At 73.2% G+C, this 25,614-nt stretch carries 26 protein-coding genes and 1 pseudogene; 8 read left to right on the forward strand and 19 right to left on the reverse strand.

The window, feature by feature from the left end; all coding sequences use genetic code 11:
• Positions 1-115: 115 nt before the first annotated feature.
• Positions 116-904, reverse strand: coding sequence for an enoyl-CoA hydratase/isomerase family protein (locus tag CR162_RS02165; protein ID WP_099093938.1), 789 nt, complete (start codon positions 902-904; stop codon positions 116-118).
• Positions 905-1,169: 265 nt separating this feature from the next.
• Here CR162_RS02165 and CR162_RS02170 point away from each other — a divergent pair, with 265 nt between their 5' ends.
• Complete coding sequence (locus tag CR162_RS02170) at positions 1,170-1,565, forward strand: DoxX family protein (protein WP_099093875.1); 396 nt, start codon at positions 1,170-1,172, stop codon at positions 1,563-1,565.
• A gap of 69 nt (positions 1,566-1,634) precedes the next feature.
• Here the strand turns inward: CR162_RS02170 and CR162_RS02175 are convergent, their stop codons facing one another.
• The 15 genes and pseudogenes from CR162_RS02175 to pstS all read right to left on the reverse strand — a co-directional run bounded on the left by CR162_RS02175 (position 1,635) and on the right by pstS (position 14,857).
• Positions 1,635-4,313, reverse strand: coding sequence for a chemotaxis protein CheA (locus CR162_RS02175; RefSeq protein ID WP_099093876.1), 2,679 nt, complete (start codon positions 4,311-4,313; stop codon positions 1,635-1,637).
• Positions 4,313-5,047 carry a response regulator gene (locus tag CR162_RS02180; protein WP_176559683.1) on the reverse strand — a complete coding sequence of 245 codons (735 nt, stop codon included), beginning with the start codon at positions 5,045-5,047 and terminating at the stop codon, positions 4,313-4,315. Before CR162_RS02180 ends, CR162_RS02175 begins: the two co-directional genes overlap by 1 nt.
• A gap of 16 nt (positions 5,048-5,063) precedes the next feature.
• Positions 5,064-5,654, reverse strand: coding sequence for a chemotaxis protein CheB (locus tag CR162_RS02185; protein WP_099093878.1), 591 nt, complete (start codon positions 5,652-5,654; stop codon positions 5,064-5,066).
• A gap of 145 nt (positions 5,655-5,799) precedes the next feature.
• A pseudogene (locus CR162_RS23205) lies at positions 5,800-6,123 on the reverse strand (response regulator); the annotation flags it as partial.
• Positions 6,075-7,289 carry a chemotaxis protein CheW gene (locus CR162_RS02195; RefSeq protein WP_141563055.1) on the reverse strand — a complete coding sequence of 405 codons (1,215 nt, stop codon included), beginning with the start codon at positions 7,287-7,289 and terminating at the stop codon, positions 6,075-6,077. The pseudogene CR162_RS23205 and the gene CR162_RS02195, both read right to left, overlap by 49 nt.
• On the reverse strand, positions 7,286-8,056 hold the full coding sequence (locus tag CR162_RS02200) for a CheR family methyltransferase (RefSeq protein ID WP_099093880.1): 771 nt from the start codon (positions 8,054-8,056) through the stop codon (positions 7,286-7,288). Before CR162_RS02200 ends, CR162_RS02195 begins: the two co-directional genes overlap by 4 nt.
• Positions 8,057-8,093: 37 nt before the next feature.
• Entirely contained in the window at positions 8,094-8,417 is a 324-nt protein-coding gene (locus CR162_RS02205) for an STAS domain-containing protein (protein WP_099093881.1), read from the reverse strand.
• A gap of 27 nt (positions 8,418-8,444) precedes the next feature.
• Positions 8,445-8,858 carry an ATP-binding protein gene (locus CR162_RS02210; RefSeq protein ID WP_099093882.1) on the reverse strand — a complete coding sequence of 138 codons (414 nt, stop codon included), beginning with the start codon at positions 8,856-8,858 and terminating at the stop codon, positions 8,445-8,447.
• Between the two features lie 94 nt (positions 8,859-8,952).
• Entirely contained in the window at positions 8,953-9,315 is a 363-nt protein-coding gene (locus CR162_RS02215) for a DUF4870 family protein (protein WP_141563056.1), read from the reverse strand.
• A 141-nt stretch (positions 9,316-9,456) separates the two neighbouring features.
• Positions 9,457-10,173 (reverse strand): phosphate regulon transcriptional regulator PhoB, encoded by a 717-nt coding sequence (phoB, locus tag CR162_RS02220; RefSeq protein WP_099093884.1) that lies wholly within the window; start codon positions 10,171-10,173, stop codon positions 9,457-9,459.
• A 41-nt stretch (positions 10,174-10,214) separates the two neighbouring features.
• A complete protein-coding gene (phoU, locus tag CR162_RS02225) occupies positions 10,215-10,967 on the reverse strand; it encodes a phosphate signaling complex protein PhoU (RefSeq protein WP_099093885.1) in 753 nt (250 codons plus the stop codon).
• Positions 10,968-10,977: 10 nt separating this feature from the next.
• A complete protein-coding gene (gene pstB / locus CR162_RS02230) occupies positions 10,978-11,790 on the reverse strand; it encodes a phosphate ABC transporter ATP-binding protein PstB (protein ID WP_099093939.1) in 813 nt (270 codons plus the stop codon).
• Between the two features lie 20 nt (positions 11,791-11,810).
• On the reverse strand, positions 11,811-12,695 hold the full coding sequence (gene pstA / locus CR162_RS02235) for a phosphate ABC transporter permease PstA (RefSeq protein WP_218014823.1): 885 nt from the start codon (positions 12,693-12,695) through the stop codon (positions 11,811-11,813).
• Between the two features lie 3 nt (positions 12,696-12,698).
• The gene (gene pstC, locus CR162_RS02240; RefSeq protein ID WP_408887446.1) at positions 12,699-13,688 is read right to left on the reverse strand and encodes a phosphate ABC transporter permease subunit PstC; all 990 of its coding nucleotides are present in this window, start codon (positions 13,686-13,688) and stop codon (positions 12,699-12,701) included.
• Positions 13,689-13,804: 116 nt separating this feature from the next.
• Positions 13,805-14,857 (reverse strand): phosphate ABC transporter substrate-binding protein PstS, encoded by a 1,053-nt coding sequence (pstS, locus tag CR162_RS02245; protein WP_099093886.1) that lies wholly within the window; start codon positions 14,855-14,857, stop codon positions 13,805-13,807.
• Between the two features lie 473 nt (positions 14,858-15,330).
• Here pstS and CR162_RS02250 point away from each other — a divergent pair, with 473 nt between their 5' ends.
• Together CR162_RS02250 and CR162_RS02255 are read left to right on the forward strand one after the other, a co-directional pair.
• On the forward strand, positions 15,331-16,191 hold the full coding sequence (locus CR162_RS02250; RefSeq protein WP_099093887.1) for an SDR family oxidoreductase: 861 nt from the start codon (positions 15,331-15,333) through the stop codon (positions 16,189-16,191).
• A gap of 63 nt (positions 16,192-16,254) precedes the next feature.
• Positions 16,255-17,586 (forward strand): sensor histidine kinase, encoded by a 1,332-nt coding sequence (locus CR162_RS02255; RefSeq protein WP_099093888.1) that lies wholly within the window; start codon positions 16,255-16,257, stop codon positions 17,584-17,586.
• A 23-nt stretch (positions 17,587-17,609) separates the two neighbouring features.
• Here the strand turns inward: CR162_RS02255 and CR162_RS02260 are convergent, their stop codons facing one another.
• A complete protein-coding gene (locus CR162_RS02260) occupies positions 17,610-17,825 on the reverse strand; it encodes a hypothetical protein (protein ID WP_099093889.1) in 216 nt (71 codons plus the stop codon).
• A gap of 137 nt (positions 17,826-17,962) precedes the next feature.
• On the opposite strand from CR162_RS02260, the gene CR162_RS02265 reads away from it, so the two are divergent.
• Complete coding sequence (locus tag CR162_RS02265) at positions 17,963-18,391, forward strand: VOC family protein (RefSeq protein ID WP_099093890.1); 429 nt, start codon at positions 17,963-17,965, stop codon at positions 18,389-18,391.
• Between the two features lie 31 nt (positions 18,392-18,422).
• Here CR162_RS02265 and CR162_RS02270 read toward each other — a convergent pair whose 3' ends face one another.
• Entirely contained in the window at positions 18,423-19,700 is a 1,278-nt protein-coding gene (locus CR162_RS02270) for a M20/M25/M40 family metallo-hydrolase (protein ID WP_099093891.1), read from the reverse strand.
• A 153-nt stretch (positions 19,701-19,853) separates the two neighbouring features.
• A complete protein-coding gene (locus CR162_RS02275) occupies positions 19,854-21,572 on the reverse strand; it encodes a DEAD/DEAH box helicase (protein ID WP_099093892.1) in 1,719 nt (572 codons plus the stop codon).
• A gap of 533 nt (positions 21,573-22,105) precedes the next feature.
• Between CR162_RS02275 and CR162_RS02280 the strand changes: the two genes are divergently transcribed.
• From CR162_RS02280 to CR162_RS02295, 4 genes are read left to right on the forward strand one after another with little or no spacing between them, the layout of a single operon-like run.
• Positions 22,106-23,254: a methionine ABC transporter ATP-binding protein gene (locus tag CR162_RS02280; RefSeq protein ID WP_099093893.1), complete on the forward strand. Its 1,149-nt coding sequence runs from the start codon at positions 22,106-22,108 to the stop codon at positions 23,252-23,254.
• A 2-nt stretch (positions 23,255-23,256) separates the two neighbouring features.
• The gene (locus CR162_RS02285; RefSeq protein WP_099093894.1) at positions 23,257-23,922 is read left to right on the forward strand and encodes a methionine ABC transporter permease; all 666 of its coding nucleotides are present in this window, start codon (positions 23,257-23,259) and stop codon (positions 23,920-23,922) included.
• A 35-nt stretch (positions 23,923-23,957) separates the two neighbouring features.
• Positions 23,958-24,770, forward strand: coding sequence for a MetQ/NlpA family ABC transporter substrate-binding protein (locus CR162_RS02290; protein ID WP_099093942.1), 813 nt, complete (start codon positions 23,958-23,960; stop codon positions 24,768-24,770).
• Positions 24,771-24,784: 14 nt separating this feature from the next.
• Positions 24,785-25,612 (forward strand): MetQ/NlpA family ABC transporter substrate-binding protein, encoded by an 828-nt coding sequence (locus tag CR162_RS02295; protein ID WP_099093895.1) that lies wholly within the window; start codon positions 24,785-24,787, stop codon positions 25,610-25,612.
• Positions 25,613-25,614 lie beyond the last annotated feature (2 nt).

The following is a 25,614-nucleotide window of genomic DNA, read 5'->3' on the forward strand; positions in this document are numbered from 1 at the left end:
GAAGGCCCGCCCCGCCGCCTCCCCTGTCATGCCACTGCGCCGGAAAAAGAGAAGGGGCGCGGCGTGGATTTCAGCCCCGCCCCCGAGATGGTCCGGCGGGCGGGGCGGAGGGGGCTTACTCGCCCTTCCAGACGGGCGCGCGCTTGTTCAGGAAGGCGTCCATGCCCTCGCGGAAGTCCTGGCTCATGTAGCACATCAGCACCAGGTCCTTGCCTTCCTCGGAGGAGATGGCCGGGCGCAGCCGGGCGATCGCCTCCTTGGTGGCGCGCAGCGTCAGCGGCGCGTTGCCGGCGATGGTGCGGGCCAGTTCCTCGGCGCGGGCCTGCAGGTCGCCGCCCTCCGGCACCACCTCATGCAGCAGGCCGATCTCCTTGGCCTCCGCCGCGTCCAGCAGGCGGGCGGTGAAGATCATCTCCTTGGTGCGCGACGGGCCGATCAGCGACACCAGCCGCGAGAAGGCGCCCATGGAGAGGATGTTGCCCAGCGTCCGCGCGATGGGGAAGCCGAAGCGGGCATTGCTGGAGCCGATGCGGATGTCGCACGAGGCGGCGATGGCGCCGCCGCCGCCGGTGCAGGCGCCGTTGATGGCCGCGATGGTGGGCTTGGGGCAGGATTCCAGCACCGAGATGATGCGGCTGATCCGCTCCTCGTACTGGATCGCGTCCTCGGGAGTCTTGAAGGCGCGGAACTGGTTGATGTCGGTGCCGGCGGCGAAGGCCTTGTCGCCCGCGCCGGTCAGGATGATGGCGCGAACCGACTTGTCCTCCGCGACCTCCTGGCAATAGGCGGCGAGCCGCTCATACATCTCGAAGGTGAAGGCGTTGCGCGCCTGCGGGCGGTTGAAGGTGACGCGGGCAATGCCGTTGTCCAGCGTCTGGAACAGGATGTCGTCGTTGCCACTCATGCCGGTTTTCCCTGCCGGGCCGGCGCCGCCGGCCGTTTCCTCATGCGGTCGGGCGGCCATGCCGCCATTCCTTGCCATACTCTTACGGGCAGGCGGCAACCCTGTAAACAATCAACACCTGACAGTTTTGCCGCCCCTTCGCCGCTGCGGCACGGTTTTGTCTCCTGCCGGGCTGTCGCTTGCAGGGCAGGCATTGCATCATCCCCCGCATGGTCCATCTCCGCGGCAAGCGCGGGGCCCTCCCGCGCCAGCCAGGAGACCATCCGTGACGAGTTCTTCCTCCCTGCAACGCTTCGCGCCGCACGCCCTGGCGGCCCTGCGCATCATGGCAGCCCTTCTGTTCATCGCCCATGGCACGCAGAAGCTTCTGGGCTTCCCGGCCGCGCCCTCCAGCGGCCTGCCCGCCGCCTTCACCATGTCCTGGACGGCCGGCATGCTGGAACTCTTCGGCGGGCTCCTGGTGCTGGTGGGGCTGTTCACCCGGCCCGCGGCCTTCGTGCTGTCGGGGCTGATGGCCTTCGCCTACTTCATCGCCCATGCGCCGCGCAGCTTCTATCCGGTGCTGAACGGCGGGGACGCGGCGATCCTGTTCTGCTTCGTGTTCCTCTACCTGGTCTTCGCCGGGCCGGGCAGCTTCAGCATCGACGGCCGCCGCCGCTGAGGAAGGCGGGCCGGAACGGGCGCGACCCGTTCCGGCCCATCATGCGGCCCGCTCCCGGGACCGGCTTCGTCAGAAGCCCTCGGGCTCCAGCAGGACCACGGGCTCCCCGTCGCCCAGCACGCCCATGCCGGCGACGCCCGGCAGGTTGGCCAGGGCGGGGTGCAGCGGGCGCAGCAGCAGGTCGGAGCGGCGGCGGACGCGATCCACCTGCAACGCCAGCAGCCGCCCCGCCGAGCGCACCAGCACCGCCACGCCCGCCTGCCCCTCCGGGCCTTCCGGCAGGCCCAGCAGCGCCGCCAGGGAGCGCCGCCCGGCCTCCGCCGGCAGGTTCGCTGTTTCCACCACGCCCTGCACCCGCGCCGCCGGCAGCGCATAGGGGTGGCCCGCCACCTCCACCAGCAGCACGCTCTGGATCGAGGCCGCCAGCGGCAGGCGCAGCAGGAAGGCGGTGCCCTCGCCGGGCCGGCTCTCCACGGCCAGCGTGCCGCCCGCGCGGCGCACCGCCGCCTGCACCACGTCCAGCCCGACGCCCCGCCCCGAGGTTCCCGTCACCCGCTCGGCGGTCGAGAAGCCGGGGCGGAACAGCAGCGCATGCGTCTCGGGCAGGGAAAGCCGCGCCGCCGCCGCCTCCTCCACCAGCCCTTGTGCCACCGCCCGCCGCAGCACCCGACCGGTGTCGATCCCCGCGCCGTCATCGGCGACGCGGACCAGGATCTCGCCGCCCTCCCGCCGCGCGGCGATCCGCAGCAGGCCGCGCTCGGGCTTTCCCGCGGCCCGCCGCGCCGCCGGATCTTCCAGCCCATGGTCCACGGCGTTGCGCACCAGGTGCAGCAGGGGGTCGGAAAGGATCTCCACCAGGCCTCGGTCGATGGCGACCTCCTGGCCCTCCAGCACCACCTCCACCTGCTTGCCGCCCCCTTGCGCCACCGCGCGCGCGACGCGCGGCAGCCGCGCCAGCAGCGTGCCGATCGGCACCACGCGCAGGCCCATCACCGCATCGTCCAGCCGCCGCAGCGCCAGCCCGAGGCGGCTCTCGGCGGTTTCCAGCGCCTGCTGCCCCTGGCGCAGCCGCTCCAGCTCGGCGGCCAGCCGTGGCGCGGCATGGGGCGGCAGCAGCGCCTCCAGCGCCGCCAGCCGGCCATGCGCGGCCCGCGTGCCGCCCTCCCGCACCACCTCGGACAGGGAAAGCGCGGCCGCGCTCAGCTCCGCCTGGAGGGCGATGATGTCGTCCACCGTCTCCTGCCGCACCCGCAGCGTCACCGGGCCCGCGGCCTCGGCCTCCTCCGGCCGCACGATTTCCGGAGGCGCAGTCCCGGGCAGGGGGGTGATCTCGCGCAGCACCCGGCGCTCCGGGTCCAGCAGCGCCGCCTGCTCCGCCAGGCTGCCGGGTTCCGCCGCGCTGGCCAGCAGCAGCTCCAGCACCGGCGGCTCGGCGCCGGCGGGGTTCTGGCTGGCCAGCACCTCGCCCTTCTGGCGCAGCCAGCCGCCCGCCCGCTCCTCCAGCGCCGCGTCCTCGCCCAGAGCGAGACGGGCCAGGAACAGCCCCTGCCCCGCCGCCCGCGCCGCCAGGGCCCGGCGCCGCGCCTCCGGACCCATGACGCCGAGGAACATGGCCGGCAGCCCCGGCTCCGGCATGCCCGGCGCCGGCCAGGCCATGGCCGGCACGGAATCGGGCCGCGCATGCAGTAGGGCCGCGCGCGCCTCGGCCAGGGCGCTGGCTGCGTCCGGCTCGGCGGCGCGGTCGGCCAGATCCTCCAGCACCAGCAGGCGCTGTTCCAGCGCATCCTGGCCCAGGGCGGCGGCGATGGCGGCCGCCTGCCGGGCCGGTCCCGCCAGCTCCTCCGGCGCCGCACCGGTTCCCAGCAGGGCGAGGAGCGGCGCCATCCAATGCTCCGGCGCGCCCCGCAAGGCGGCAGGCAGCGCCTCGGCACCCGCGGGCTCGCCCGCCAGGGTGCTCAGCCGCTCCAGCTGCCGGCGCAACCCACCGAGCGCCGCCAGCGCCGCGATGCCGGCCTCCGCCTCCGCCAGGGCGGCGAAGCCTGTGGAAAGCCGGTGCAGCCCGAGCAGCGCCGCCGCCTCGGAAAGCGCGGTCGCCTCCCGCCGCGCCGCCTCGGCTGTTGCTGCTTCCCCTGTGGCTGCCTCCCCTGTGGCCACCTCCCCTGGGGCCGCCTCCCCTGGGGCCGCCTCCCTTGTGGCCGCCTCCCCTGTGGCCGCCTCCCCTGGGGCCGCTCCCGCCAGCCCGGCCAGCAGCGGCACCGCCGCGCGGCAGCGTGAGGCCAGGGTGGCCATCAGGGGATCGGCCGCGTCGCCGGATGCCGGGCTGGATGGTGGCGGCTCCGGCTGAGGGTCCGGCCGTGGGGGCGGCGCGGCGCTGCCGCCGGCCAGGCGGCGCAGCCCGGCCATCAGCGCGGGATCGGCCGGGAGCTCGGGCTGCCGGCCGAGCAGCTGCCGGCGCTGGCGGCGGAGCGTGTCCACCGTGCGCAGCAACAGGTCGGCCATGGGGGGGTCCAGCGAGAGGCGTCCCGCGCGCACCAGGCCCAGCACGTCCTCCGCCGCGTGCGCCAGGGTTTTCAGCCCCTGCGCGCCCAGCGCGTCGCTCATCCCCTTCAGGCTGTGGAAGGCGCGGAACAGCGCGTTCACCCCCTCGCGGCCGGGCGGGGCTCCTGTCAGCACCGCCTCGATGCCGTCGAGATGCTCCTCGCTTTCGGCGGCGAACTCCGCCCAGAGGGCGTCCTCCCGTTCCAGCATCAGCCCGCCTCCCCGGCGGAAGGCAGGCCCGCCGCACGGCGCGCGGCGCGCAGGATGGCACCGCCCTGGCGGTCGCGCAGATCGGGGCTGAAGGCACCGGACGGCTTGCCAACCACCGCCGCCGCGCCGAGCCGCCGCGCCTCGGCCGCCAGGGCGGTGCCGGGCCGCGCGGCGGAGGAGACCACCACCACCGCCCCGGGGCCTGTCAGGCTCCAGGCGCGCAGGGCCCCGATTCCGTCGAGCTCCGGCATCTCGATGTCCAGCAGGGTCAGGTCCGGCTGGAGCGCGGCCATGCGCTCCAGGGCGGCATGGCCGTTCGCCGCCTCGCCCACCACGGCGAAGGCCGGCTCGGCCGACAGGCTCTCCCGCAGCAGGCGGCGCATCATGGCGCTGTCATCCACCAGCAGCACGCGGCACTGGCGCGGCGCCTGGGGCGGGGCGGCCGCATCCTCGGGCGGCGGCACGTCGGCTCCCGCTCCGGCGATGCGCGCCGCCTGCGCCCGCAGCGCCGCGGCAAGGCCCGCCAGCGCGCCCGGCGCGAAGGGCTCCGGCAGCGGCTCCGCCGCGGCCAGCATCCCGGACAGGGAGCGCAGTTCAAAGGCACCGGCCATGCCGCGCAGATGGTCCAGCAGCCGAGGCGTGGCCGCCGCGTCGGCGGTGCCGAGCGCCGTGGCGGCGGCGTCCCACTCAGGCAGGAAGGCGGCCAGAAGCTCCGGATCGAGCGGGTCGGACATCGGCTCTCCCATCCCCTCAGCCGCGTGGCGCGGCGGATGGCATGATGGGCGGCGCGGCGGCCGGCATGCCGGAGACGACGCAGCTCGCCGCCTCCTGCACCAGCACCAGGCCACCGCGCGCCAGCAGCGGCTCTATGCCCGCCGCGCCATCCTGCCCCATGCCGCTCATCACCACCGCCAAGGGCCGCCGCGCCGCCAGGGCGGCGGAGCGGAACAGCCGGTCCACCGAAGGATGCACCAGCCCCGCTCCGGCGGCCAGCCGCAGGGCCAGCCCGCCCCCGCTCGTGCAGGCCAGGTGCCCGTCCGTCCCGCCCGGCAGCAGCAGCACCTCCCCTGGCGAGAGGCGGGCGCCATGGGTGCCCAGGAGCACGCGCTGCCCCGTCCGCGCCGCCAGGTGCCGCGCGAAGTCCGGCCCCAGCGCCGCCGGCATGTGCTGCGCCACCACGCAGGGGACCGGCAGGACGCCCGCCGCCCCCAGCAGCGCCGCCAGCGCGTCCGGCCCGCCGGTCGAGGCGCCCAGCAGCAGCAGGTCGAACGCCTCGCCTTCCCGGCCGCGGCGCGGCGGCCGGGGCGCGGCGCGCGGCGGGGTGGAGGCGGGCTCGAACATCCGCGCGGGCCGGGCGGCACGCGCCCGCTCGGTGGCCCAGTGGCGCAGCCGGCCGCGCAGCTCGCGGTCGATCTGCCCGAGATCGAGGCCGGACAGCGCCGATCCCTTCCAGAGATAGTCCGCCGCCCCCCCGCGCCAGGGCCGCCAGCGCCATTTCCGAGCCTTCCCGCGTGTGGTGGCTGACCATCACCACCGCCGGCGGCAAGGGCTGCGCCATCAGGCCCTCGGTGACGGCGAGGCCATCCAGCCCCGGCATCTCCACGTCGAGCGCCACCACGTCCGGCCGCAGCCGCGCGGCCAGCTCCAGCGCCGCATGGCCATCCGCCGCCTCCCCCACCACCTTGAGGTCGCCCTCCGCCTCGATGATCCGCCGCAGCGCCAGCCGCATGAAGCCGCTGTCATCCACCACCAGGACGCGGATCACCGCGCCTCTCCCGCCAGCAGCGCCGCCAGCGCCTCGGCACGACACACGGGCAAAGGGCGCTCCGACGCGACGCCGGGCAGGGCGAGGGCCGCAACGAGGCCCGGCACCTCCAGCGGGTGGATGTCGGCCAGCGGCCAGCGGCGCAGGCCGAGCACGGCGCTGACCGCCAGCGCCACCGGCCAAGCCCCGCCGAGCCGCAGCAAGGGCGGCGCGGGATGCGCCGCCAGCACCGAGGCCTCCCCCATCGCCTCGCCGCCATCCAGCACCGGCAGCACGTCGCCGCCATGCGCCACCACGCCGCGCAGGCGGCCACCTGCCTTCGGCACCGCGGCCGGGGCCTGCGGCGCCACCAAGGCCCCCACCTCCTCCACCGGCAGGGCGAAGGCGAGCGTGCCGGCCCGCGCCAGCAGCAGATCCCGCCCCGGCCGTGGCGCGAGCGGGGGCATGAGGCGGTGCGGCGGCGCGAGCGCCCGGAGCGGCGCCGCCTCCGGCCCCGCCAGCCGCTCCCCGAGCCTCGCCGCTCCCTCCGGCAGCGAGGGGACGGGGGTGACATGGTCGCAGGGCAGCGCGTAGCAGCGGCCCCCGAGGAGCAGCACAGCCATCAGCGGCGCGCCGGCCAGGGTGGGCGCGCCCAGATCAGGGCAGGCGGGATCCAGCCAGGCGGGGTCCAGCAGCAGCGCCGCGCCCGCCTCCCCCGCGACCATCCCGAGGCCCAGCGCGCCGGGCGGGCGGCCAGGGGGCGGCGCGAGCGGCGGCAGCGGCACCACGCGCAGCAGGGCTCCCGCCGGCAAGGGGAAGCGCCATCCCGCCAGGTGAAGGAGCAGCGCCTCCTCCCGCCGCGGCGCGATCGGGCCGGGTGCTCCGGCGGCGGGCGGCTGGATGGGCGGCGGCACGGGGGATGAGGTGTGGGGCGCCGCGGGGCGTGGCGCGGTGGCCCGCATGGGCAGCGGCAAGGCCCCGGGCGGCGCCGGCGCGGCCACGGCATCGCCGGTGACGAGGAAAGGGCCGGCCGGGCCGTCGCAGGCCAGCCAGACCGGGCCGGATAGGCCGCCGGGCGCCAGCACCGGCACCGCCACGCCCTGCCGCAGCGCCAGGCCCAGCATGCCTTCCGGCATGCCGGGCACGGGGCGGAGGGCGGCCGGCGCGACCGGGACCGTGCCGGGCGGCAGGCGGTACCACCCTTCCCCCGCCCGAAGCGCGGCCTCGCTCATCGCCGCCACAGGCAGGGCAGGTCCCCGGCCCAGGAGCGCAGGCCCAGGGCCGGCGGCGGCACGTCGGTGGCGCCCAGCATCAACGCCCCCCCGGGCGCAAGCCGCGCGAGCAGGCGGCGCAGCACCGTCTCCCGCGCCTCGGCCGTCAGGTAGATCAGCACGTTGCGGCAGAGGATCACATCGAAGGAAGGGCCCGCCTCCGGCAGTTCGAGCAGGTTGGCGCGCGCCACCCGCACCGAGACGCGGGGGCCCGGGCGGGCCCGCACGCCATTGGCCGAGACGGCGAAGAAGTCACGGTAGGCGGGCGGGACGTCGCGCAGCGGGTCGGGCGGGCCGGGTGGGAAGGTGCCGGTGGCCGCGCGCTCCAGCGCGGGCCGGCACAGATCGAGGCCGAGCACGGCGGCGGGCAGCCCCGCCCCCGCCGCCAGCACGGCCAGCGTCCAGGCCTCCTCGCCGGTGGCGCAGCCGGCGGACAGCAGCCGCGCCGGGCGCCCCAGCGCCGCCAGCCCCGGCAGCACGCGCTCCGCCAGGTCCTGCCATTGGCGCGGGGTGCGGAACAGGCGCGTCTCCTGCACGGTCACGGCATCGATCAGCGTCGCCCAGAACGGGTCGTCCGTGGCGGGGCGGGCGAGCCTGCCGGAGCCGGCCTCGGCGATGAGCGGTGCGGCGCGGCGCAGCCTTCCCTGCAACACCACGCCGTCCGACAGGCCGACCAGCCGCTCCAGCCCGCGGCTGGCCAGCGCCTCGGCGGAAGGGAGATGCGTCACGGCGGGAACGGCTCCCTGCCCTCGCTGCCGGTGCGCCTCAGGCGGCCAGGGCCTCGGCCCGCGTCGGGTAGGCTGTGATGATCCGGTCGAAGCCGGAAATCTCGAAAACCTCGCGCACCGGCGATTGCAGGCCGCAGATGCTGAAGCCGTGCCCGGAGGCCGTGCCCTGCTTGGCGGCCTTCAGCAGCACCCGCAGCCCCGCCGAGGAGACGTAGCGCACGGCGGACAGGTCGGCCACCACCGGCCGCTCGGCCAGGAGGGCCAGCAGCCGCGCCTCGGCCGCCGGGGCGGTCGCGGTGTCGAGCCGCCCTTCCAGCACCGCCACCGTCATGCCTTCCGCCTCGATCTCCACAATCTCCATGACCTTCCCCGCTCCTTCCGCGTTCCGTCACGCCACGTCCAGCACCGCCAGCAGCCTGTTGCGGCCGGCCTCCCGCGCATAGTCCAGCCGCCGGGTCATCCGCCGCATGAGGTGGAGCCCGAGCCCGCCCGCCATCCTCTCCCCGAGCGGGCATTCCGTGTCGGGCGGCGGCTCGGCCAGCGGATCGAAGGCGGGACCGTCATCGGCGAGGCGCAGATGCAGCCCATCCGCTTCCCGCCACAGCGCCAGCTCGGCAAAGCTCGCCCCCGCCCCGTGCATCGCGACATTGGCCAGCCACTCCTCGCAGACCAGCGCCAGGCGTTGCGCGGCGGCCGGCGGCAGGCCCGCCTCCCAGGCATAGGCCTCCAGCCGGTCCAGCAGCACCGGCACGGCCTCCGCCTCGGGCCTCAGGCGCAAGGACAGTTCCATGCTTCCGGCCATACAGGCTGGTATCCTGTCTTTCCGATTCAGGCCACAGGGTAGCGCCGGCCGTGCTGGCTGTCAGTCGGCGCGGAGAAGGCGCGGCAGGATGCGCTCAGAAGAAGCGCTCCGGCCGCTCGACCGGCCGGCGGTCGTTCCAGGCCAGGAAGGCGCGCACCAGGCGGATCACGAACCACACCAGCGCGAAGGCCCAGATCAGGAAGCCGATGCCCAGGAAGGAGAGCACGAAGCCTGCGACGCTGAGCGCGAGCCCGATCCAGAAGGTGCGGATCGCGTAGGTCAGGTGGGAATGGTAGATGGTCCCAGCCGCCTCGCCCCGCTTCATGTAGGCGACGACGACGCCGATCAGCGAGGTGACGCCGAACAGGAAGCTGGCCGCGTAGAGCCCGTGCACCGCCAGCGCGACATTGCGCATCCGGGACTCGGTCTCCTGCGGGCGGGGTGCGGTCGGGTCCATGGGATCTCCCTGGCGGATGTGGAGAATCCCAGATGCCGCCGGAACCGGGCCGGTGCAAGGAGAGAGCGGCGCAAGTGAGGGCGCGCGAAGGCCGGAGAGGCGGGGCCGGCCCGGAGGGCGGCGCCCGCCCGGAGCGGCGCCTCAGGCGTGTTCCAGGTCCAGCGCGTAGCCGGCGCTGCGCACGGTGCGGATGATGTCCACCTCGCCCTCGCCATTCACCGTCTTGCGCAGGCGGCGGATATGCACGTCCACCGTGCGCGGCTCCACATGGATGTCGCGGCCCCAGACGGCATCGAGGAGCTGCTCGCGCGAGAAGACGCGGCCCGGATGCTGCAGGAAGAACTCCAGCAGACGGTATTCGGTGGGGCCGAGATGCAGCGCCCGCCCGGCGCGGAAGACGCGGTGCGCGTCCTGGTCCATCGTCACGTCGTGCCAGGCGAGCATGCCCTTGGCCGCCACGCCGCCCGTGCGGCGCAGCAGGGCGCGGATGCGCGCCAGCAGCGCGTCCATCACGAAGGGCTTGGCGATGTAGTCGTCCGCCCCGATGTCGAGGGCGCGGACGGCGTCCTGGTCCTCGGTGCGGGCCGTCACCATGATGATGGGCAGGGCGCGCGTGTCGTGCCGGCGGCGGAGCTGGCGGCAGACCTCGAGGCCGGACATGGCCGGCAGCATCCAGTCCAGCAGGACGAGGTCGGGCGGCGCCTCGGCCACGCGCATCAGCGCCTCCTGGCCATCCGCCGCCTCGTCCACCTTGAAGCCCTGCTTCTCGAGGTTGTAGCGCAGCAGGGTCAGCAGCGGCGCCTCGTCCTCCACCACCAGGATGGTCGGGCGGGGCATGCCGGTATTCAGCTCAGCCATGGCCGGGGTCTTTCCTCGGTCGTTCGGACTTGGTCGCGCGCTCAGGCGGGCGGGCGGACGACGGTGTAGGCGGAGGCGTCCGCCTTCGGCCGGTCCTCGGGCAGCATGTGGCCAAGCACGGCGTAGTGGACGGTCTCGGCGATGTTGGTGGCGTGGTCGCCGATCCGCTCGAAGTTCTTGGCGATGAACAGGAGGTGGGTGGCCGCGGTGATGTTGCGCGGGTCCTCCATCATGTGCGTCAGCATCTCGCGGAAGATGCCGTTGTAGATGTCGTCCACCGGCGCGTCGGCGCCCCAGACGCGCTCGGCGGCCGCGGCATCCTCCTTCACCAGCGCGTCGATCGCGTCCTTCAGGTTCTCCTGCACCAGCTTGGCCATCCACTGGAAGCCGTTCAGGCTGCCGATATGCGGCTGCTGCGAGACGACGATGGCGCGCTTGGCGGCGTTGCGGGCGTAGTCGCCGATGCGCTCGATGTCGGTCGAGACCTTCATGGCGGCGACGATCAGCCGCAGGTCGGCCGCCATGGGCTGGCGGAGCGCCAGCAGGCGGACGCAGAAATTCTCGATCTCGGTTTCCAGCGCGTCGATCTCGCCGTCGCGGCCGACGACGGCGCTGGCGAGGTCGGTGTCGCGGCGGATCAGGGCGGCGGCGGCGTCGGCCACCTGGCGCTCGGCGAGCCCACCCATGCGGGCCACCATCTCGCGCAGGCGCTTGAGCTGTTCTTCATAGGAACGCACGATGTGCTCGCTCTGCTGGGGCTGCGGGTTCGGCGATTCGGTCGGCAGGGTCTGCATGGCTTCCTCGTCAGCCGAAGCGGCCGGTGATGTATTCCTGCGTCTTCTTCTGCTTGGGCGCGGTGAACATCTCCTCCGCCGGCGCCACCTCGATCAGCTCGCCGAGGTAGAAGAAGGCCACCTGGTCGGCGCAGCGCGCCGCCTGCTGCATGTTGTGCGTGACGATGGCGATGGTGAAGTCGCGCTTCAGCTCGTCGATCAGCTCCTCGATCTTGAGCGTGCTGATCGGGTCGAGCGCCGAGGTCGGCTCGTCGAGCAGGATCACCTCCGGCCGCACGGCGATGGAGCGCGCGATGCAGAGGCGCTGCTGCTGGCCGCCCGAGAGGCCCATGGCGGAGGTGTTCAGCCGGTCCTTCACCTCGCCCCAGATGGCGGCGCGGGTCAGCGCCCACTCGACGCGCTCGTCCATCTGACGCTTGGAGAGATTCTCGTGCAGCCGGACGCCGAAGGCGATGTTCTCGTAGATCGTCATCGGGAAGGGTGTCGGCTTCTGGAACACCATGCCGATGCGCGCGCGGAGCGCGTTCACGTCCACGTCGTCGTCGAGGATGTTCTTGCCGTCCAGCAGCACCTGGCCCGTGGCGCGCTGGCCGGGATAGAGGCTGTACATGCGGTTGAGCACCCGCAGCAGGGTGGACTTGCCGCAGCCCGAGGGGCCGATCATGCCGGTCACCTGCCGCTCCGGCAGGTCGAAGTTGATGCCCTTCAGCGCCTTGTTGGCGCCGTAGTAGAAATCGAGGTCCCGCACGGCGATGCGCGGCTCGTTCCTCGTCGCGCCCGCCGGGGCAGCCGCGGCGGCCGTGCCGGCACCGCTCTGGATCATGGAAAGGTCCATGGTCTTCCTCACTTCCTGCGCAGCAGGCTGCGCGCCGCGATGTTGAGCCCCAGCACACCCAGGGTGATGATCAGCGCGCCGGCCCAGGCCAGGGCGATCCAGTCCTGGTAGGGGGAGCCGGCATAGGCGAAGATGGTGATCGGCAGGCTGGACATGGGCGCCGAGAGGCTGAGCGACCAGTTCAGGTTGCCGAGCGAGGTGAACAGCAGCGGCGCCGTCTCGCCGGCGACCCGCGCCACGGCCAGCAGCACGCCGGTCACGATGCCCGAGGCGGCGGCGCGCCAGCAGACCAGCGTGATCATCTTCCACTTCGGCGCGCCGAGGCCGATCACCGCCTCGCGCAGCGTGTCGGGCAGCAGGCGGAGCATGTCCTCCGTCGTGCGCACCACGATGGGGATGACGATGATGGCCAGCGCCACCGAGCCCGCCCAACCGGAGAAGCCGCCGAACGGCACCACCAGGATCTGGTAGACGAACAGGCCGATCAGGATGGAGGGCGCCGAGAGCAGGATGTCCGAGACGAAGCGCACCGCGTTGGCCAGCGGCGAGTTCTTGGAATACTCGGCCAGGTAGGTGCCGACCATCAGCCCGATCGGCGTGCCGATGGCGGTGCCGATGGCGGTCTGGATCAGGCTGCCGAGGATGGCGTTGAGCAGGCCGCCCTCGGAGCCGGGCGGGCGCGTCACCTCGGTGAACACCTTCAGGTTCAGGGCCGAGAAGCCGTTCCAGAACAGCGTGCCGAGGATCGAGAGCAGCAGCAGCAGCCCGACCCCCGTGGCGGCGTAGCAGGCGGCCTTGACGGCCGTCGAGACGTGGCGGCGGCGGCGTCCGAGGGCGGCGGCGACGCGCATGTCCTTGGCGGGGCCGCTGGCGGAATGCAGGGTGGCGCTCATGGCTCAGGCCTTCAGCCGCTGCCGCAGCAGGAAGCGCGAGGCAGCCAGCACGATGAAGGAGATGACGAACAGGATGAAGCCGAGGCCCAGCAGGGCGGAAAGCTTCAGGCTGCCGAGCTCGGCCTCGCCGAACTCCAGCGCGACCACAGAGGCGATGGTGTTGCCCGGCCCGAACAGGCTGGCGGAGATGCGGTTGGCGTTGCCGATGACGAAGGTGACGGCCATCGTCTCGCCCAGCGCGCGGCCGAGGCCGAGCATGATGCCGCCCACCACCGACACGCGGGTGTAGGGCAGCACCACGCTGCGCACCACCTCCCACTGCGTGCAGCCGAGGCCGTAGGCGCTTTCCTTGAAGACGGGCGGCACCGTCTCGAACACGTCGCGCATGGTGGCGGCGATGAAGGGCAGGATCATGATCGCCAGGATCAGCGCGGCGGTGAAGATGCCGGTGCCAAAGGGCGGCCCGGCGAAGAGGTTCTCCAGCACCGGCAGCGTGCCCAGCGTGTCGATGACGAAGGGCTGCACCGTGGTGGACATGAACGGCACGATCAGGAAGAAGCCCCACATGCCGTAGATGATGGAGGGCACCGCCGCCAGCAGCTCCACCGCCGTGCCCACGGGGCGGCGCAGCCAGGGGGGCGCCAGCTCGGTGAGGTAGAAGGCGATGCCGAAGGCCAGCGGCACGGCCATCACCAGCGCCAGCACGGCGGTGACGAGGGTGCCGTAGATCGAGACGCCGGCGCCGAACACCTCCTGCACCGGGTCCCATTCCGTCGAGGTGACGAAGGCGGGGCCGAAGGTGCGGAAGGCCTGCAGCCCGCCCAGGAACAGCTCCAGGATGATGGCGCCGAGGAGCAGAAGCACGAGGACGCCGGCGCTGCGGCAGGCTGCGGCGAAGATGGCGTCGCCCAGGGCGCCGGAGCTCTTGCCGCGCCGCAGCTCGTGCGGGGGCGGCGGCGCCGTCTGGGCTGAGAAGGTTGCGGCCTGCTGCAAGGGAGATGCTCCGGAAAGCGGGTTTCAGGGGCGGGATAGCGCCCGGCCCGTCTTGCGGGAAGCGGGCGGCCCCTTCCGGAGCCGCCCGCCTGGTCCTGTCCGCCCGTTCCTGCCGGTTACTGGGCCGGCCAGAGGGCCTTGCCGTCCGCCTTGACCTCGGCGGTCCAGGCCGCGCGGATGGCGTCCTCGACCGTCTCGGGCAGCGGGATGTAGTCGAGCTGGACGGCCATCTGGTCGCCGTTCCGGAAGGCCCAGTCGAAGAACTTCATCACGTTCTGCGCCCGGGTGGCATCCTGCGGGTTCTTGGGCAGCAGGATGAAGGTGGGCGAGACGATCGGCCAGGACTTCTCGCCCTGGGTGTCGATCAGGCTGGCGGCGAAGTTCGGCGCGCTCCAGTCGGCATTGGCGGCGGCGGCCTGGAAGGCCTCCGGCTCGGCGGTGATGAAGTTGCCGGCCTTGTTGCGCAGCTGGGTGGTCACCAGCTTGTTCTGCGCCGCGTAGGCGTGCTCGACATAGCCGATGGCACCGCGGACGTTGCGGACCGTGCCGGCCACGCCCTCATTGCCGCGGGCGCCCGTGCCCGCAGGCCAGCGGACCGAGGTGCCGACGCCGACACGCTGCTTGAACTCGCCCGAGACGGCCGAGAGGTAGGAAACCCACACATAGGTCGTGCCCGAGCCGTCCGCCCGATAGACCGGCGCGATCGCCAGGTTCGGCAGGTTGAGGCCCGGGTTCATCTCGACCAGCTTGGGGTCGTTCCACTTGGTGATCTTGCCCAGGTAGATCTCGGACAGAAGCTCGCCCGTCAGGCGCATCTTGTGGTCCTCGACGCCCGGGATGTTCACGATGGCGACGAGGCTGCCCATAGTGGCCGGGAACTGGAGCAGGTTGTGCTCCTGCAGCTGCTCGGCGGTCATCGGCGCGTCGGAGGCGCCGAAATCCACGGTGCGGTTGCGGATCTGCGCCTGGCCGGCGCCCGAGCCCACGGACTGGTAGTTGAGCTGGATGCCAGCCCCTTCCTTCGCCGCCTCGCCCCACTTCTGGTAGAGCGGGTTGGGGAAGCTCGCGCCAGCCCCGGTGATGGTCGCCTGCTGCGCATGCGCGGTCATGGACAGGCCGATCGTGGCCACAACGCCAGCCGCCAGGGCCAGAAGCCGGTTGCTCACCATATCTCTCCGTCTTTGGGCCCTTGCGCGGCAGGGCTGCCGGGGGCCGGTTCGGTCGAGGGCCTTCTAGAGCCGCGCGGCGACGCTTCCATTTCACTTTTATGAAGGTTCGATGACAGGGCTGGTCTGGTCCACGGGCCCGCCCGCCCCTGAAACTCTGCCGGGGCTCCAGGGTTGTTGGGCGCATCATGCTGCACCCACCGCGCGCCGGAGGTTCCGGGGCCGGGCCGGCTGGCGAGGTTTTGCGACAGATCCATGGCGCCCCCCATCCATTCCCCTTCCGGATGGGCTGGAGCGCGCCGCTCCCTGGAAGCAGCCCCGCCGGGCGCCGGCACCGTTCGACTGCCCTGCCGCCTCCGCCCCGGACCACCGCCCTTCCCGCCGCGCGGCGACTTGCCCCGAAAGGGGCGCAGCGCTCCCCCTTCCCTTCCGGCGCGACCTGACCCGCCGCGCGGAACCCGACCCGAGAGCCACCGATGAGCCAGCAGAACCCCGCCGCACCCGTCGCCGTCCAGCCACGCCAGCCGGGGCGGGAATGGGCCATGGACCCCGCGCCGCGCTCCGCCATGCGGGACTACAAGGCTGCGGGCAAGCTCGCCGGCAAGGTGGCCCTCATCACCGGGGGCGACAGCGGCATCGGCCGCGCCGTGGCGGTGGGCTTCGCCAAGGAAGGGGCCGACATCGTCATCGGCTACCTGGAGGAGCACGAGGATGCGCGGGAAACCGAGCGGCTGGTGAAGGAGGCGGGGCGCGAGATCCTGCTCTGCCACGGCGACATCGGCGACCGCGCGGTGGCCGAGCGGCTGGTGGCGGAGGCCGTGGCGCGCTTCGGCCGCATCGACATCCTGGTGAACAACGCCGCCGAGCAGCACGTCCACCACGACTTCGCCACCATTCCGCCGGAGCAGGTGGAGGCCACCTTCCGCACCAACATCCTCTCGCAGTTCTGGGTGACGCGCGCGGCCCTGCCGCACATCCCGCAAGGTGGCGCCATCATCAACAGCACCTCCATCACCGCCTATCACGGCAACCCCACCCTGATCGACTACGCCGCCACCAAGGGCGCGATCGTGGCCTTCACCCGCTCCCTCGCCGTTTCGCTGGCGGAGAAGGGCATCCGCGTCAACGCCGTGGCGCCGGGCCCGATCCGCACCCCGCTGATCCCCGCCACCTTCGACGCCGAGCGCATGGAGAAGCACGGCCAGTCCGCGCCCATGGCCCGGCCGGGCGAGCCGGACGAGGTGGCGCCCAGCTACATCTTCCTCGCCGGACCCGATGCCTCCTACATGTCCGGCCAGGTCCTGCACCCGAACGGGGGCACCGTGGTCAATGGCTGACCGGCCGATGCGGGGAACCGGAGGAGGAAGCGCGCCCATCAGCCCGCAGGCGGCGGTCCGGGTGTGATCCGCCTCGTCTCGCGCCTGCCGCGCGCGGGAGGGGTGCTCTCGGGCCAGCTCGTGGCGCTGGCTTGCGCGCTTCTGGCTCTGGTGGGCTGGCGCGGCGCGGAAGCCTTCTGGCCCGGCCTGCACGCGCCCGCGCTCCTGCTGCCTCCCATCGCCCTGGCCGGGCTCGTGGCCGGCCGGTCGGGCGGGGTGGGGTGCGTGCTGCTGCTGGCGCTGCTCACCCTGGGCGCGGAGCTGTCATCGGGCGGCGGGGCGCTGAAGGCCGGGGAGGCGCTGCTCCTGCTGGCGGTCGGGCTGCTCGTGGCCTGGCTGGCGGGCGAGCTGCGCCATGCGGCCGAGAATGCGCGGCGGCTGGAGCGGGCTTCCGAGTGCCTGGAGCGGCTGGCCGAGGCCGGCAGCTGGCGGTGGGATGCCGCCGGCCAGGGGCTGCTGCTTTCCGGCCATGCCTGGCGCCTGCTCGGCCGCGATCCGCATGCCGGCCTGGTCTCGCTGGGGCATTTCCACACCTTCATCCATCCGGAAGACCTCGAAGCCCTGCGCCAGGCCGGGCGCAAGCTGGAACAGGAGCCGGTGGAGGTCGCCTTCCGCCCCCTTCCCGCCGCCGGTGGGGAGCGGCGCGTCCTCCTGCTGCGCGGCGAGCCCTTGCCATCGGGAGGCGCCGCCGGCGTGCTGGTGGACGTCACCGGCCGGCATGCGGCGGAACAGGACCGGCAGGAGGCGCTCACGCGCCAGGAGCGGCTCTATCGCGACCTGGCGCACCGGGTGAGGAACGACTTCCAGCTCGTCTCAAGCCTGCTGCGCCTGCAGGCCCGCCGCGCCCCCCAGGAGGTGAGGACGGCGCTGGAACTGGCCGGCCAGCGCATCCAGAGCATGGCGGCGCTGCACGAGGCGCTCCACCGCGAAGGCGATGTCGGGACCGTTTCGCTGGACCGCTACCTGGAGTTCTTCATTCGCTGGATCACCCGCCACTGGGTGGGGCGGCGGCCCGTCGCGCTGCATCTCGATGCGATTCCCGTCACGCTGGACGGAAAGCGCGCGCTGCCCCTGGGGATGGCGGTGGCGGAAATGGTGGGCAATGCCCTCAAGCACGCCTTCCCGGACGGGCGGCGCGGAAACATCCATGTCGCGCTTCTCCGCGAGGGCGCGGAGCTGGTGCTGAGCGTGGAGGATGACGGTGCCGGCATGGAGGCGCTGGCCGCGATGCGCTCGTCGGGCTTCGGCATGACGCTGCTGCAATCCTGCGCCCGCCAGGTGGAGGGGGAGCTGCTGACGGAGCACCGCCCGCGCACCCGGTTCAGCCTGCGCTTCCCGGAGGTGGCGCCGGACTGAACAGGGCGGCGGGCGGCCCGGGCTCAGCCGCCCTTCTTCTTGTCCTTCGCCTCTTCTTCCGGGGCATCCCAGCCCACGGCCTGGGTCGGGCTGGACTGGGAAGGCGGGTCGCTGGCCGGGAAGGTGTCCTCCAGCGCCGTCTCGAGCTCCCGCTCGTTCTGCTGGCTGCCCTTTTCCTCGGTGGCCGGCTTCTGTCCGGCGGCCTTCCGGCCGGCGGTGCGGGGGTCCGGCGAGGTCATCGCGTCTCTCCTTGATCGTCCGGCCGGGCAGGCGCGCCGGCCTTTCCGGGAGCAACCCTTGGCGAGCGTGGCGGTTGCATCACCGAAGCCCCGCCCCTGAAGCCCCGCGCCCCAGTTCCAGCCCAGGATCAGGACCCATGACCGCGCTTCGCCCAGCCGCCCCCGGAAAGCTCCTGGAAACCGCCCTGTACGTCCGGGACCTGCATGCCACGCGCTGGTTCTACGAGCACATACTGGGGCTGGAATGCCTCCAGGCCACGGAGAGCTTCTGCGCCCTCGGCATCGGCCCCGGAGTGCTGCTGCTGTTCCGGCGCGGCACCGCCGCGGCCGACACGGAGGTGCCCGGCGGCCGCATCCCAGGCCATGACGCGGGAGGCCGGCAGCACATCGCGTTGCAGGTGGCGGAAAACACGCTTCCGGGCTGGAGCGAATGGCTGGGCCTGAACACCATCACGGTGGAGGGGCGGGTGTCCTGGCCGAAGGGCGGCCACAGCCTGTTCCTGCGGGACCCCGAAGGGCATCTGGTGGAGCTGGCGACGCCAGGCCTCTGGCCGGGCAATCGCTGAGGGGGCAGGACGAGGGCAAGGCGGCCTGTCCTCAGCCCAGGTCCAGCCGCTGTTCCGGAGCGTCGGCCAGGTAGGCCAGGATGGAACGCGCCAGGGATTCGACATCCTCGACCGTGGTGAACTCGTCCACCGGAGCCTGCCGCTGGCCGGGCCTCGTCAGGCCACTCACCAGGATCTCCTGGACCCCGGCCTGCTGCACGAAGCCCAGCGCCGACCCTTCCTCGTCCCGGGTACGGCGGAACGCGGCGGGAGCGAAGCCGAAGCCCCAGCTCAGGGCGTGCCGCCAGCGGGCGGCATGGGCACCGTCCTCCGGCGCGCTGGCGGCCGGCAGGTGGCGCAGCACATGGCATTCCACATGGCAGCCCTCGCCACCCAGCCCGGCCATCGCGGCGCGCAGCTCCTCCAGAACCGCCTCGCCGCCCTCATCCGGCGTGAGGCGGTGCTGCACGACCACCTGGCAGCGCGGCGGCCCGTCCTCGTCCGCCTGCATGCCGACAGAAACCACCGAGAGGCCCCCCTCAGGCGAGGTGCCGTCCTCCTCCGCCCCCGGGAGGATGCCGGTGCGCCGCCGCCGAAGCTCCGCGAGGCGCGCCAGCACCGGCAGCGCGCCCTTCGCATCAGGGGCGCCGCCGACCCGCAGCGCCACCGTCAGCAGGCCGGGGGAGCCGGACCAGATGCGCGGCGCCGCGATGCCGCCCAGGGAAAGGAAGTGGCCCCTCACCTCGCCCCGGTCGCAGAGCTGGCGCAGGGCGGCGCCCGTCTGGTCGTCGGGGGTGAACAGGAGGACCGGATCGAAGCGCAGGGGCAGGCCCACCGCATCGGCCGCCCGCAGCGCCGCCCAGAGGGCGGCGACCGCCCCCTGCCCGCGCCGCGTGCCGCAGCCATAGAGACGGCTGCCGCGGCGCGTGAGGGCGTGGGGCGGGCGTGTCCAGCCCGGCTCGGGCGCGGCGATGCACAGCGGCAGATGGATGGAGCAGACCGGCCGCCCCGTGCGGCGGGCCGCGACAAGGCTGACCGTCGCATGGCCGGGGGGAGCCGCGCCATCCTGGCCCATGGCGCCGGCCGGAGCGATGCGCCGCAGGTTGAAGCCGAGGGGGGCGAACATCTCCTGAAGGGTCTGCGCCAGCCTCGCCTGGGCTTGCGCCGCCGCCTCCGCTCCGCTGCCGGAAAGGTCGAACTCCACCAGGCGCGCCAGCCCGTCGATCCAGCCCGTGGCCCCGAGCAGCGGCGCGGCGAGGCTCAGCCGATCGATGGTGAGATCGTCCTCCGCGTCCACAGAGACCTGCTCATGCCATGGCATCGATTCCATGTTCCCTTAACCTGCCATGCGCCGGTCGATCCTCCTCCTGGGATGACAGAGCGTCAAAACCGCTTACGCATCACGCGGATCTAGCAGAGCGCACGGAAAGTCAGGAGGGCGGCCATGCCGCCCCCACGGCAACTTGACCGACCAGGCTGAAGCTTAACGAAACTGGGCGCGGCGCCCCCTCTCCTCGCTCCGCGGCCCTCCCCGCATGCCGCCATGCGGCCGCGGGCCGCGATAGCCGCCTGCGGGCGGGCCGCCCGCGGAAGCGCCGGGCGGCACCGGCTCCACCTGGATGTGCGGATCGTCCGCATCCGGGCGGCGGGCGGCGGCGGCGAAGCGGCCGGCGGCATAGGCGGCCACCTCGAACTGCGTCTCGCGCCCGAGGATGCGGATGCGGCCGATCTCGTCGCGCGCCACCTGGCCGCGCCGGCACAGGAAGGGCAGCACCCAGCGCGGATCGGCATTGCCGTCGCGCCCCACATTCATGCGGAACCAGACGCCCTCCTGCCCCGGGCCTGCGGGGCGCTCGCGCACCGGGCGGCGCGCGGCCGTGGCCTCCACCGCCGAAAGCTCCTCCGGCGCCGGCAGCGGCGCGCGCAGCACCTTCACCAGCGCGGCGGCGATCGCCTCCGGCGCGGCGCCGCCCTCCAGCAGCGCGCGGCCGACGGCGATGTCGTCGGCCGAGGGCTCCTCGGCCAGCAGGGTGCCAGCCTGGGCGGCCAGCCGCTCGGCGTCGCGCGCATGGATGGCCTCGGCGGCGGGGGGCGGGCCCCACTCGGCCTCGACCCGCGCGGCCATCAGCAGCCGCTCGGCCATGCGGCGGCGGTTCGGCGGCACGATCAGCACCGAGGTGCCCTTGCGCCCCGCCCGGCCGGTGCGGCCGGAGCGGTGGAGCATCGTCTCCGGCTCCTTCGGCAGTTCGGCATGGATGACGAGGCCGAGATCGGGCAGGTCGATGCCGCGCGCCGCCACGTCGGTGGCGACGCAGACCTGGGCGCGGCCGTCGCGCAGCCCCTGGAGGGCGCGGCTGCGCTCCGCCTGGGACAGCTCGCCCGACAGCGCCACGGCGGAGAAGCCGCGCTCGGACAGGTTGCCGTGCAGCCGCGCCACCGCCGCGCGGGTGGAGCAGAAGACGATGGCGCGCGGGCTGTCGGAGGCGCGCAGCAGGTTCACCACCGCCCGCTCCACGTCATAGGGCGCGACCAGCACGGCCTTGTAGGCGATGTCGACATGCTGGCCGCCCTCGCCCTTGGCCTCGATCCGCAGCGCGTCGTTCTGGAAGCTCTCGGCCAAGCGCGCGATCTCGCGCGGCACGGTGGCGGAGAACAGCAGGGTGCGGCGGTCCTCCGGCGCGGCGCCGAGGATCTTCTCCAGCTCCTCGCGGAAGCCGAGGTCGAGCATCTCGTCGGCCTCGTCCAGCACCACGGCGCGCAGCGCCTCGGGGCGGAGGTTGCCGCGGTCCAGGTGGTCGCAGAGCCGCCCGGGCGTGCCGACGACGATGTGCGCGCCCTGCGCCAGCGCGCGCCGCTCCGCCACGGGGTCCATGCCGCCGACGCAGCTCGCCACGCGGCCGCCGGCGGCGGCATAGAGCCAGGACAGCTCGGTGCGCACCTGCAATGCCAGCTCGCGCGTCGGCGCCACCACCAGGGCCAGGGGAGAGCCGGCGGGAGGCAGGCGCTCCGCCCCGCCCATCAGCTCCGGCGAGACGGCCAGGCCGAAGGCGACCGTCTTGCCCGAGCCGGTCTGCGCCGAGACGAGCAGGTCACGCCCCGCCGTTTCGGGCTCCAGCACCGCCGCCTGCACGGCGGTGGGCTCGGCATAGCCGCGCTCGGTCAGGGCGCGCAGAAGCGCTTCGGGCATCACAGGAAAAGGCATGTGTTCGAAAAATCCGCCACGATCGGGTGGTGCGCACCCGGGTCCGGGGCGCTTCCTCGCCGGCGCAGGCGCGATGGCACCTCTGATCCGGCATGATGGCGGGCGTTCTACAGCCTCCGCGCAGGATTTGCACGCCATGGGTGACTACGGGGATGAGCCATGCGCGGAACGCATGGTCACATGAGCCGCATCTGCGCTTGCGGTGAGGCTGTGGTTTCTCCATTCTCCGCTGCGGAAGGGGACTATGCCTTCCCGCGGGGATTTGACGGATGCAGCTTGCGCCGCGACACCAAGTGCTAAAGCGCCAGGAAGCCGGGCTGCGGGTCTGGAGGGGAGATCCCTCCGCCGCCGGTCGCTTCGTGGGTCATCCGACCATGTTGGAGATGCCCGGAGTGCCCATGACCTGCCGAATGCCCCCCTGCTGAACGCCGGCTGAACCATGCCCGCGCGGCGCCGCCGCGCGAGGGACCGCGTGCCGGTCCGCGCATCCTCGCCGTCCTTTCCCCGCGCCTTCACAGCATGTTGGAACTGCCATGCCCGTTTCCGCCGCCGCGTCGGCCTCCCCGCCCGCGCCGCATGAGGCCGCCGCACCGGCCGCCGCACCGGCCGCCGCATTGGCCGCCATCGCCCTGCGCGATCTCAGGCGCCACTTCGCCGGCCGCGGCGGCGTAGCCACCAAGGCGCTCGACGGCGTCTCGCTGGATGTGGCGGCGGGCGAGATCTTCGGCATCGTCGGCCGCTCGGGCGCCGGCAAGTCCACCCTCATCCGCTGCGTGAACCTGCTGGAGCGCCCCGATTCCGGCGAGGTGCGGGTGCTGGGCGAGGAGCTGCTGGACCTGGACGGCGCGGCGCTGCGCGACCGGCGCCGGCGCATCGGCATGGTGTTCCAGCACTTCAACCTGCTGTCCTCCCGCACCGTGGCGGACAATGTGGGCTTTCCGCTGGAGGTGGCGGGCGTGCCGCGCGCCGAGCGCGAGACGCGCATCCGCGAGGCGCTCGCCCTGGTGGGCCTGGCCGACAAGGCGGGCGCCTATCCGGCGCAGCTCTCGGGCGGGCAGAAGCAGCGTGTCGGCATCGCCCGCGCCCTCGCCCCGCGCCCGCGCATCCTGCTCTGCGACGAGGCGACCAGCGCGCTCGACCCCGAGACCACGCAGGAGATCCTGGCGCTGATCAAGCGCCTGCGCGACCAGCTCGACCTCACCGTGCTGCTGATCACCCACGAGATGGCGGTGGTGAAGGAGATCTGCGACCGCGTGGCGGTGATGGAGCGCGGCCAGGTGATCGAGACCGGCCGGGTGTTCGACGTGTTCACCCAGCCGCGCCACCCGACGACGCGCCGCTTCATCGCCGACACCATCGGCCACTTCATCCCGCCCGGCACGGTGGCCCGGCTGCCCGCGCCCCGGCCGGGCGAGGAGCGGCGGCTGCTGCAGGTGCTGTTCGCCGGCCCCAACAGCACCCGCGCCGTGATCAGCGAGGCGTCCCGCCGCTTCGCGCTCGACCTCGACATCATCTCGGGGCGCATCGACGAGATCGCCGGCGAGCCCTTCGGGCTGATGGCGCTGGCCGCCTATGGCGCGCCCGCGCAGATCGACGCCACCACCGCCTGGTTCGCCGAGCTGGGCCTGACCGTGACGCCGGTGGCCGACCCCGCCGCCCAGACCAAGGCGGAGGCCGCCTGACCATGATCCCCTGGCTCACCCCCATGCTGGAGCAGCTCTTCGTCGAGGCGGCGATCGAGACGCTCACCATGGTCGCCGGCGCGGCCTTCATCGCCATCCTGTTCGGCCTGCCGCTGGCGCTGCTGCTGCACGCCACCGACCGGGGCGGGCTGGCGCAGAACGGCCTCGTCAACCGGCCCCTCGGCCTGCTGATCAACGCCGTGCGCTCCACGCCCTTCATCATCCTGATGGTGGCCATCGTGCCCTTCACCCGGCTGGTGGCCGGCACCTCCATCGGCACGGGTGCCGCCATCGTGCCGCTGGCGCTGGCCTCCACCGCCTTCATCGCCCGCCTGTTCGAGACCGCCTTCCGCGAGGTGGACCGCGGCGTGGTGGAGGCCGCCCGCGCCATGGGCGCCACCCGGCTGCAGATCCTGTGGAAGGTGCTGGTGCCGGAGGCGCTGCCCGGCCTGATCGCCGCCGTCACCGTCACGCTGGTGAGCCTGGTCGGCTATTCCGCCATGGCGGGCGCCGTGGGCGGTGGGGGCCTGGGCGACCTCGGAATCCGCTTCGGCTACCAGCGCTTCATGCCGGAGGTGATGGCCAGCGTCGTCATCGTGCTGATCCTGTTCGTGCAGGGGCTGCAATCGCTGGGCGACTGGCTGGTCCGCCGCGTCCGCCGCCGCTGAACACCCGCACATCATATATAATGAAGGAGATCGTCATGTCCCTGAACCGCCGCACGCTGCTCGGCAGCGGCCTCGCCCTGCCCTTCCTGGCCAGCCGCGGCGCCAGCGCGCAGGAGATCGGCACGGGCGCGCGGCCGCTGCGCATCGGCGGCACCGCCGGCCCGCACAGCCAGGTGCTGGAGAAGGTGCAGGAGATCGCCGCGCGGGACGGGCTGGTGCTGCGCATCGTGCCCTTCTCCGACTACATCACGCCGAACGCCGCGCTGGCGGCGAAGGACCTGGACGCCAACAGCTACCAGCACCAGCCCTTCCTCGACCAGGCGGTCAAGGACCGGAACCTGCCGCTGGTGGCCGTCGGCAAGACCATGATCTTCCCGATGGGCATCTATTCCCGCAAGCACAAGAAGGTCGCCGATATCCCGAACGGCAGCCGCATCGCCATCCCGAACGACCCGACCAATGGCGGCCGGGCGCTCGCCCTGCTGGCGGCCAACGGCGCCTTCAAGCTGACGCCGGGCGCCGATTTCCGCGCCACCGTGGCGGATGTGGTGGAGAACCCGAAGCGGCTGCGCATCATCGAGCTGGAAGCGGCGCAGATCCCGCGCACGCTGGACGAGGTGGAGGCGGCCGCCATCAACACCAACTTCGCCATTCCCGCCGGGCTGAACCCGGTGCGCGACGCGATCGCCATCGAGAGCGCCGACAGCCCCTACGCCAACCTCATCGCCGTCCACCGCGACAACAAGGACGCGCCCTGGGTGAAGCGCCTCGTCGCCGCCTACCAGAACGACGAGATCAAGAAGTTCGTGCAGGAGACCTTCCAGGGCTCCGTGGTCCCCGCCTTCTGAGGAGTGGTGTACCCATGCTGAACCGCCGTTCCCTCATCCTCGCCGGCGGCGCGCTGCTGCTGCCGGCCATCCTCCGCGCCCCGGCCCTCGCGCAAGCGCCGGCCGGCGAAATCGGCACCGCCACGCGGCCGCTGCGCGTCGGCGTCACCAGCGGCGTCCACGGCCAGGTCCTGGAGGTGGTGCGCGACGTGCTGGCGAAGCAGGGCTTCGTGCTGAAGATCACGGAGTTCGCCGACTTCATCCAGCCCAACGCGGCGCTGGCCGCGGGCGAGATCGACATCAACACCTACCAGCACCAGCCCTTCCTCGACACGCAGAAGGCGCAGCGCGGCTACGACTTCGTGCCCGTGGGCAAGACGGTGCTGACGGTGATGGGCGTGTTCAGCCGCAAGCACAAGGCGCTGGCCGACCTGCCGAACGGCGCGCGCGTCGCCATCCCGAACGACCCGACCAATGGCGGCCGCGCCCTGCTGCTGCTGGCCAAGGCGGGCGTGATCACCCTGCGGAACGGCGCCGACTACCGCGCCACGGTGGCCGACATCACCGGCAACCCGAAGCGCGTGCGCATCCTGGAGCTGGAGGCGGCCTCCATCGCGCGCGGGCTGGACGACGTGGACGCCGCCGCCATCACCGGCAACTACGCGGTGCCCGCCGGGCTGAACCCGCTGAAGGAGGGCCTGGCGGTCGAGGGCGCGGACAGCGCCTACACCGTTTTGGTGGTGACCCGCCGGGGCGACGAGGGCAAGCCCTGGGCGCGGACGCTGGCCCGCGCCTATGCCGACCCGGCGGTGAAGGCCTTTGTCGAGAAGACCTTCGGCGGCGCCGTCATCGTCGGCGCGTGATG

The organism is Teichococcus rhizosphaerae (assembly GCF_002631185.1).
GTDB lineage: Bacteria > Pseudomonadota > Alphaproteobacteria > Acetobacterales > Acetobacteraceae > Pseudoroseomonas > Pseudoroseomonas rhizosphaerae.

Coding starts and splice junctions, on each gene's coding strand:
- CR162_RS02165 (WP_099093938.1), bottom strand. CDS start 904: ATGAGTGGCAACGACGACATCCTGTTCCAGACGCTGGACAACGGCATT.
- CR162_RS02175 (WP_099093876.1), bottom strand. CDS start 4,313: ATGCTGGAACGGGAGGACGCCCTCTGGGCGGAGTTCGCCGCCGAAAGC.
- CR162_RS02180 (WP_176559683.1), bottom strand. CDS start 5,047: ATGTCCGACCCGCTCGATCCGGAGCTTCTGGCCGCCTTCCTGCCTGAG.
- CR162_RS02185 (WP_099093878.1), bottom strand. CDS start 5,654: ATGTTCGAGCCCGCCTCCACCCCGCCGCGCGCCGCGCCCCGGCCGCCG.
- CR162_RS02195 (WP_141563055.1), bottom strand. CDS start 7,289: ATGAGCGAGGCCGCGCTTCGGGCGGGGGAAGGGTGGTACCGCCTGCCG.
- CR162_RS02205 (WP_099093881.1), bottom strand. CDS start 8,417: ATGGAGATTGTGGAGATCGAGGCGGAAGGCATGACGGTGGCGGTGCTG.
- CR162_RS02210 (WP_099093882.1), bottom strand. CDS start 8,858: ATGGCCGGAAGCATGGAACTGTCCTTGCGCCTGAGGCCCGAGGCGGAG.
- CR162_RS02215 (WP_141563056.1), bottom strand. CDS start 9,315: ATGGACCCGACCGCACCCCGCCCGCAGGAGACCGAGTCCCGGATGCGC.
- phoB (WP_099093884.1), bottom strand. CDS start 10,173: ATGGCTGAGCTGAATACCGGCATGCCCCGCCCGACCATCCTGGTGGTG.
- phoU (WP_099093885.1), bottom strand. CDS start 10,967: ATGCAGACCCTGCCGACCGAATCGCCGAACCCGCAGCCCCAGCAGAGC.
- pstB (WP_099093939.1), bottom strand. CDS start 11,790: ATGATCCAGAGCGGTGCCGGCACGGCCGCCGCGGCTGCCCCGGCGGGC.
- pstA (WP_218014823.1), bottom strand. CDS start 12,695: ATGAGCGCCACCCTGCATTCCGCCAGCGGCCCCGCCAAGGACATGCGC.
- pstS (WP_099093886.1), bottom strand. CDS start 14,857: ATGGTGAGCAACCGGCTTCTGGCCCTGGCGGCTGGCGTTGTGGCCACG.
- CR162_RS02250 (WP_099093887.1), top strand. CDS start 15,331: ATGAGCCAGCAGAACCCCGCCGCACCCGTCGCCGTCCAGCCACGCCAG.
- CR162_RS02260 (WP_099093889.1), bottom strand. CDS start 17,825: ATGACCTCGCCGGACCCCCGCACCGCCGGCCGGAAGGCCGCCGGACAG.
- CR162_RS02265 (WP_099093890.1), top strand. CDS start 17,963: ATGACCGCGCTTCGCCCAGCCGCCCCCGGAAAGCTCCTGGAAACCGCC.
- CR162_RS02270 (WP_099093891.1), bottom strand. CDS start 19,700: ATGGAATCGATGCCATGGCATGAGCAGGTCTCTGTGGACGCGGAGGAC.
- CR162_RS02275 (WP_099093892.1), bottom strand. CDS start 21,572: ATGCCTTTTCCTGTGATGCCCGAAGCGCTTCTGCGCGCCCTGACCGAG.
- CR162_RS02280 (WP_099093893.1), top strand. CDS start 22,106: ATGCCCGTTTCCGCCGCCGCGTCGGCCTCCCCGCCCGCGCCGCATGAG.
- CR162_RS02285 (WP_099093894.1), top strand. CDS start 23,257: ATGATCCCCTGGCTCACCCCCATGCTGGAGCAGCTCTTCGTCGAGGCG.
- CR162_RS02290 (WP_099093942.1), top strand. CDS start 23,958: ATGTCCCTGAACCGCCGCACGCTGCTCGGCAGCGGCCTCGCCCTGCCC.
- CR162_RS02295 (WP_099093895.1), top strand. CDS start 24,785: ATGCTGAACCGCCGTTCCCTCATCCTCGCCGGCGGCGCGCTGCTGCTG.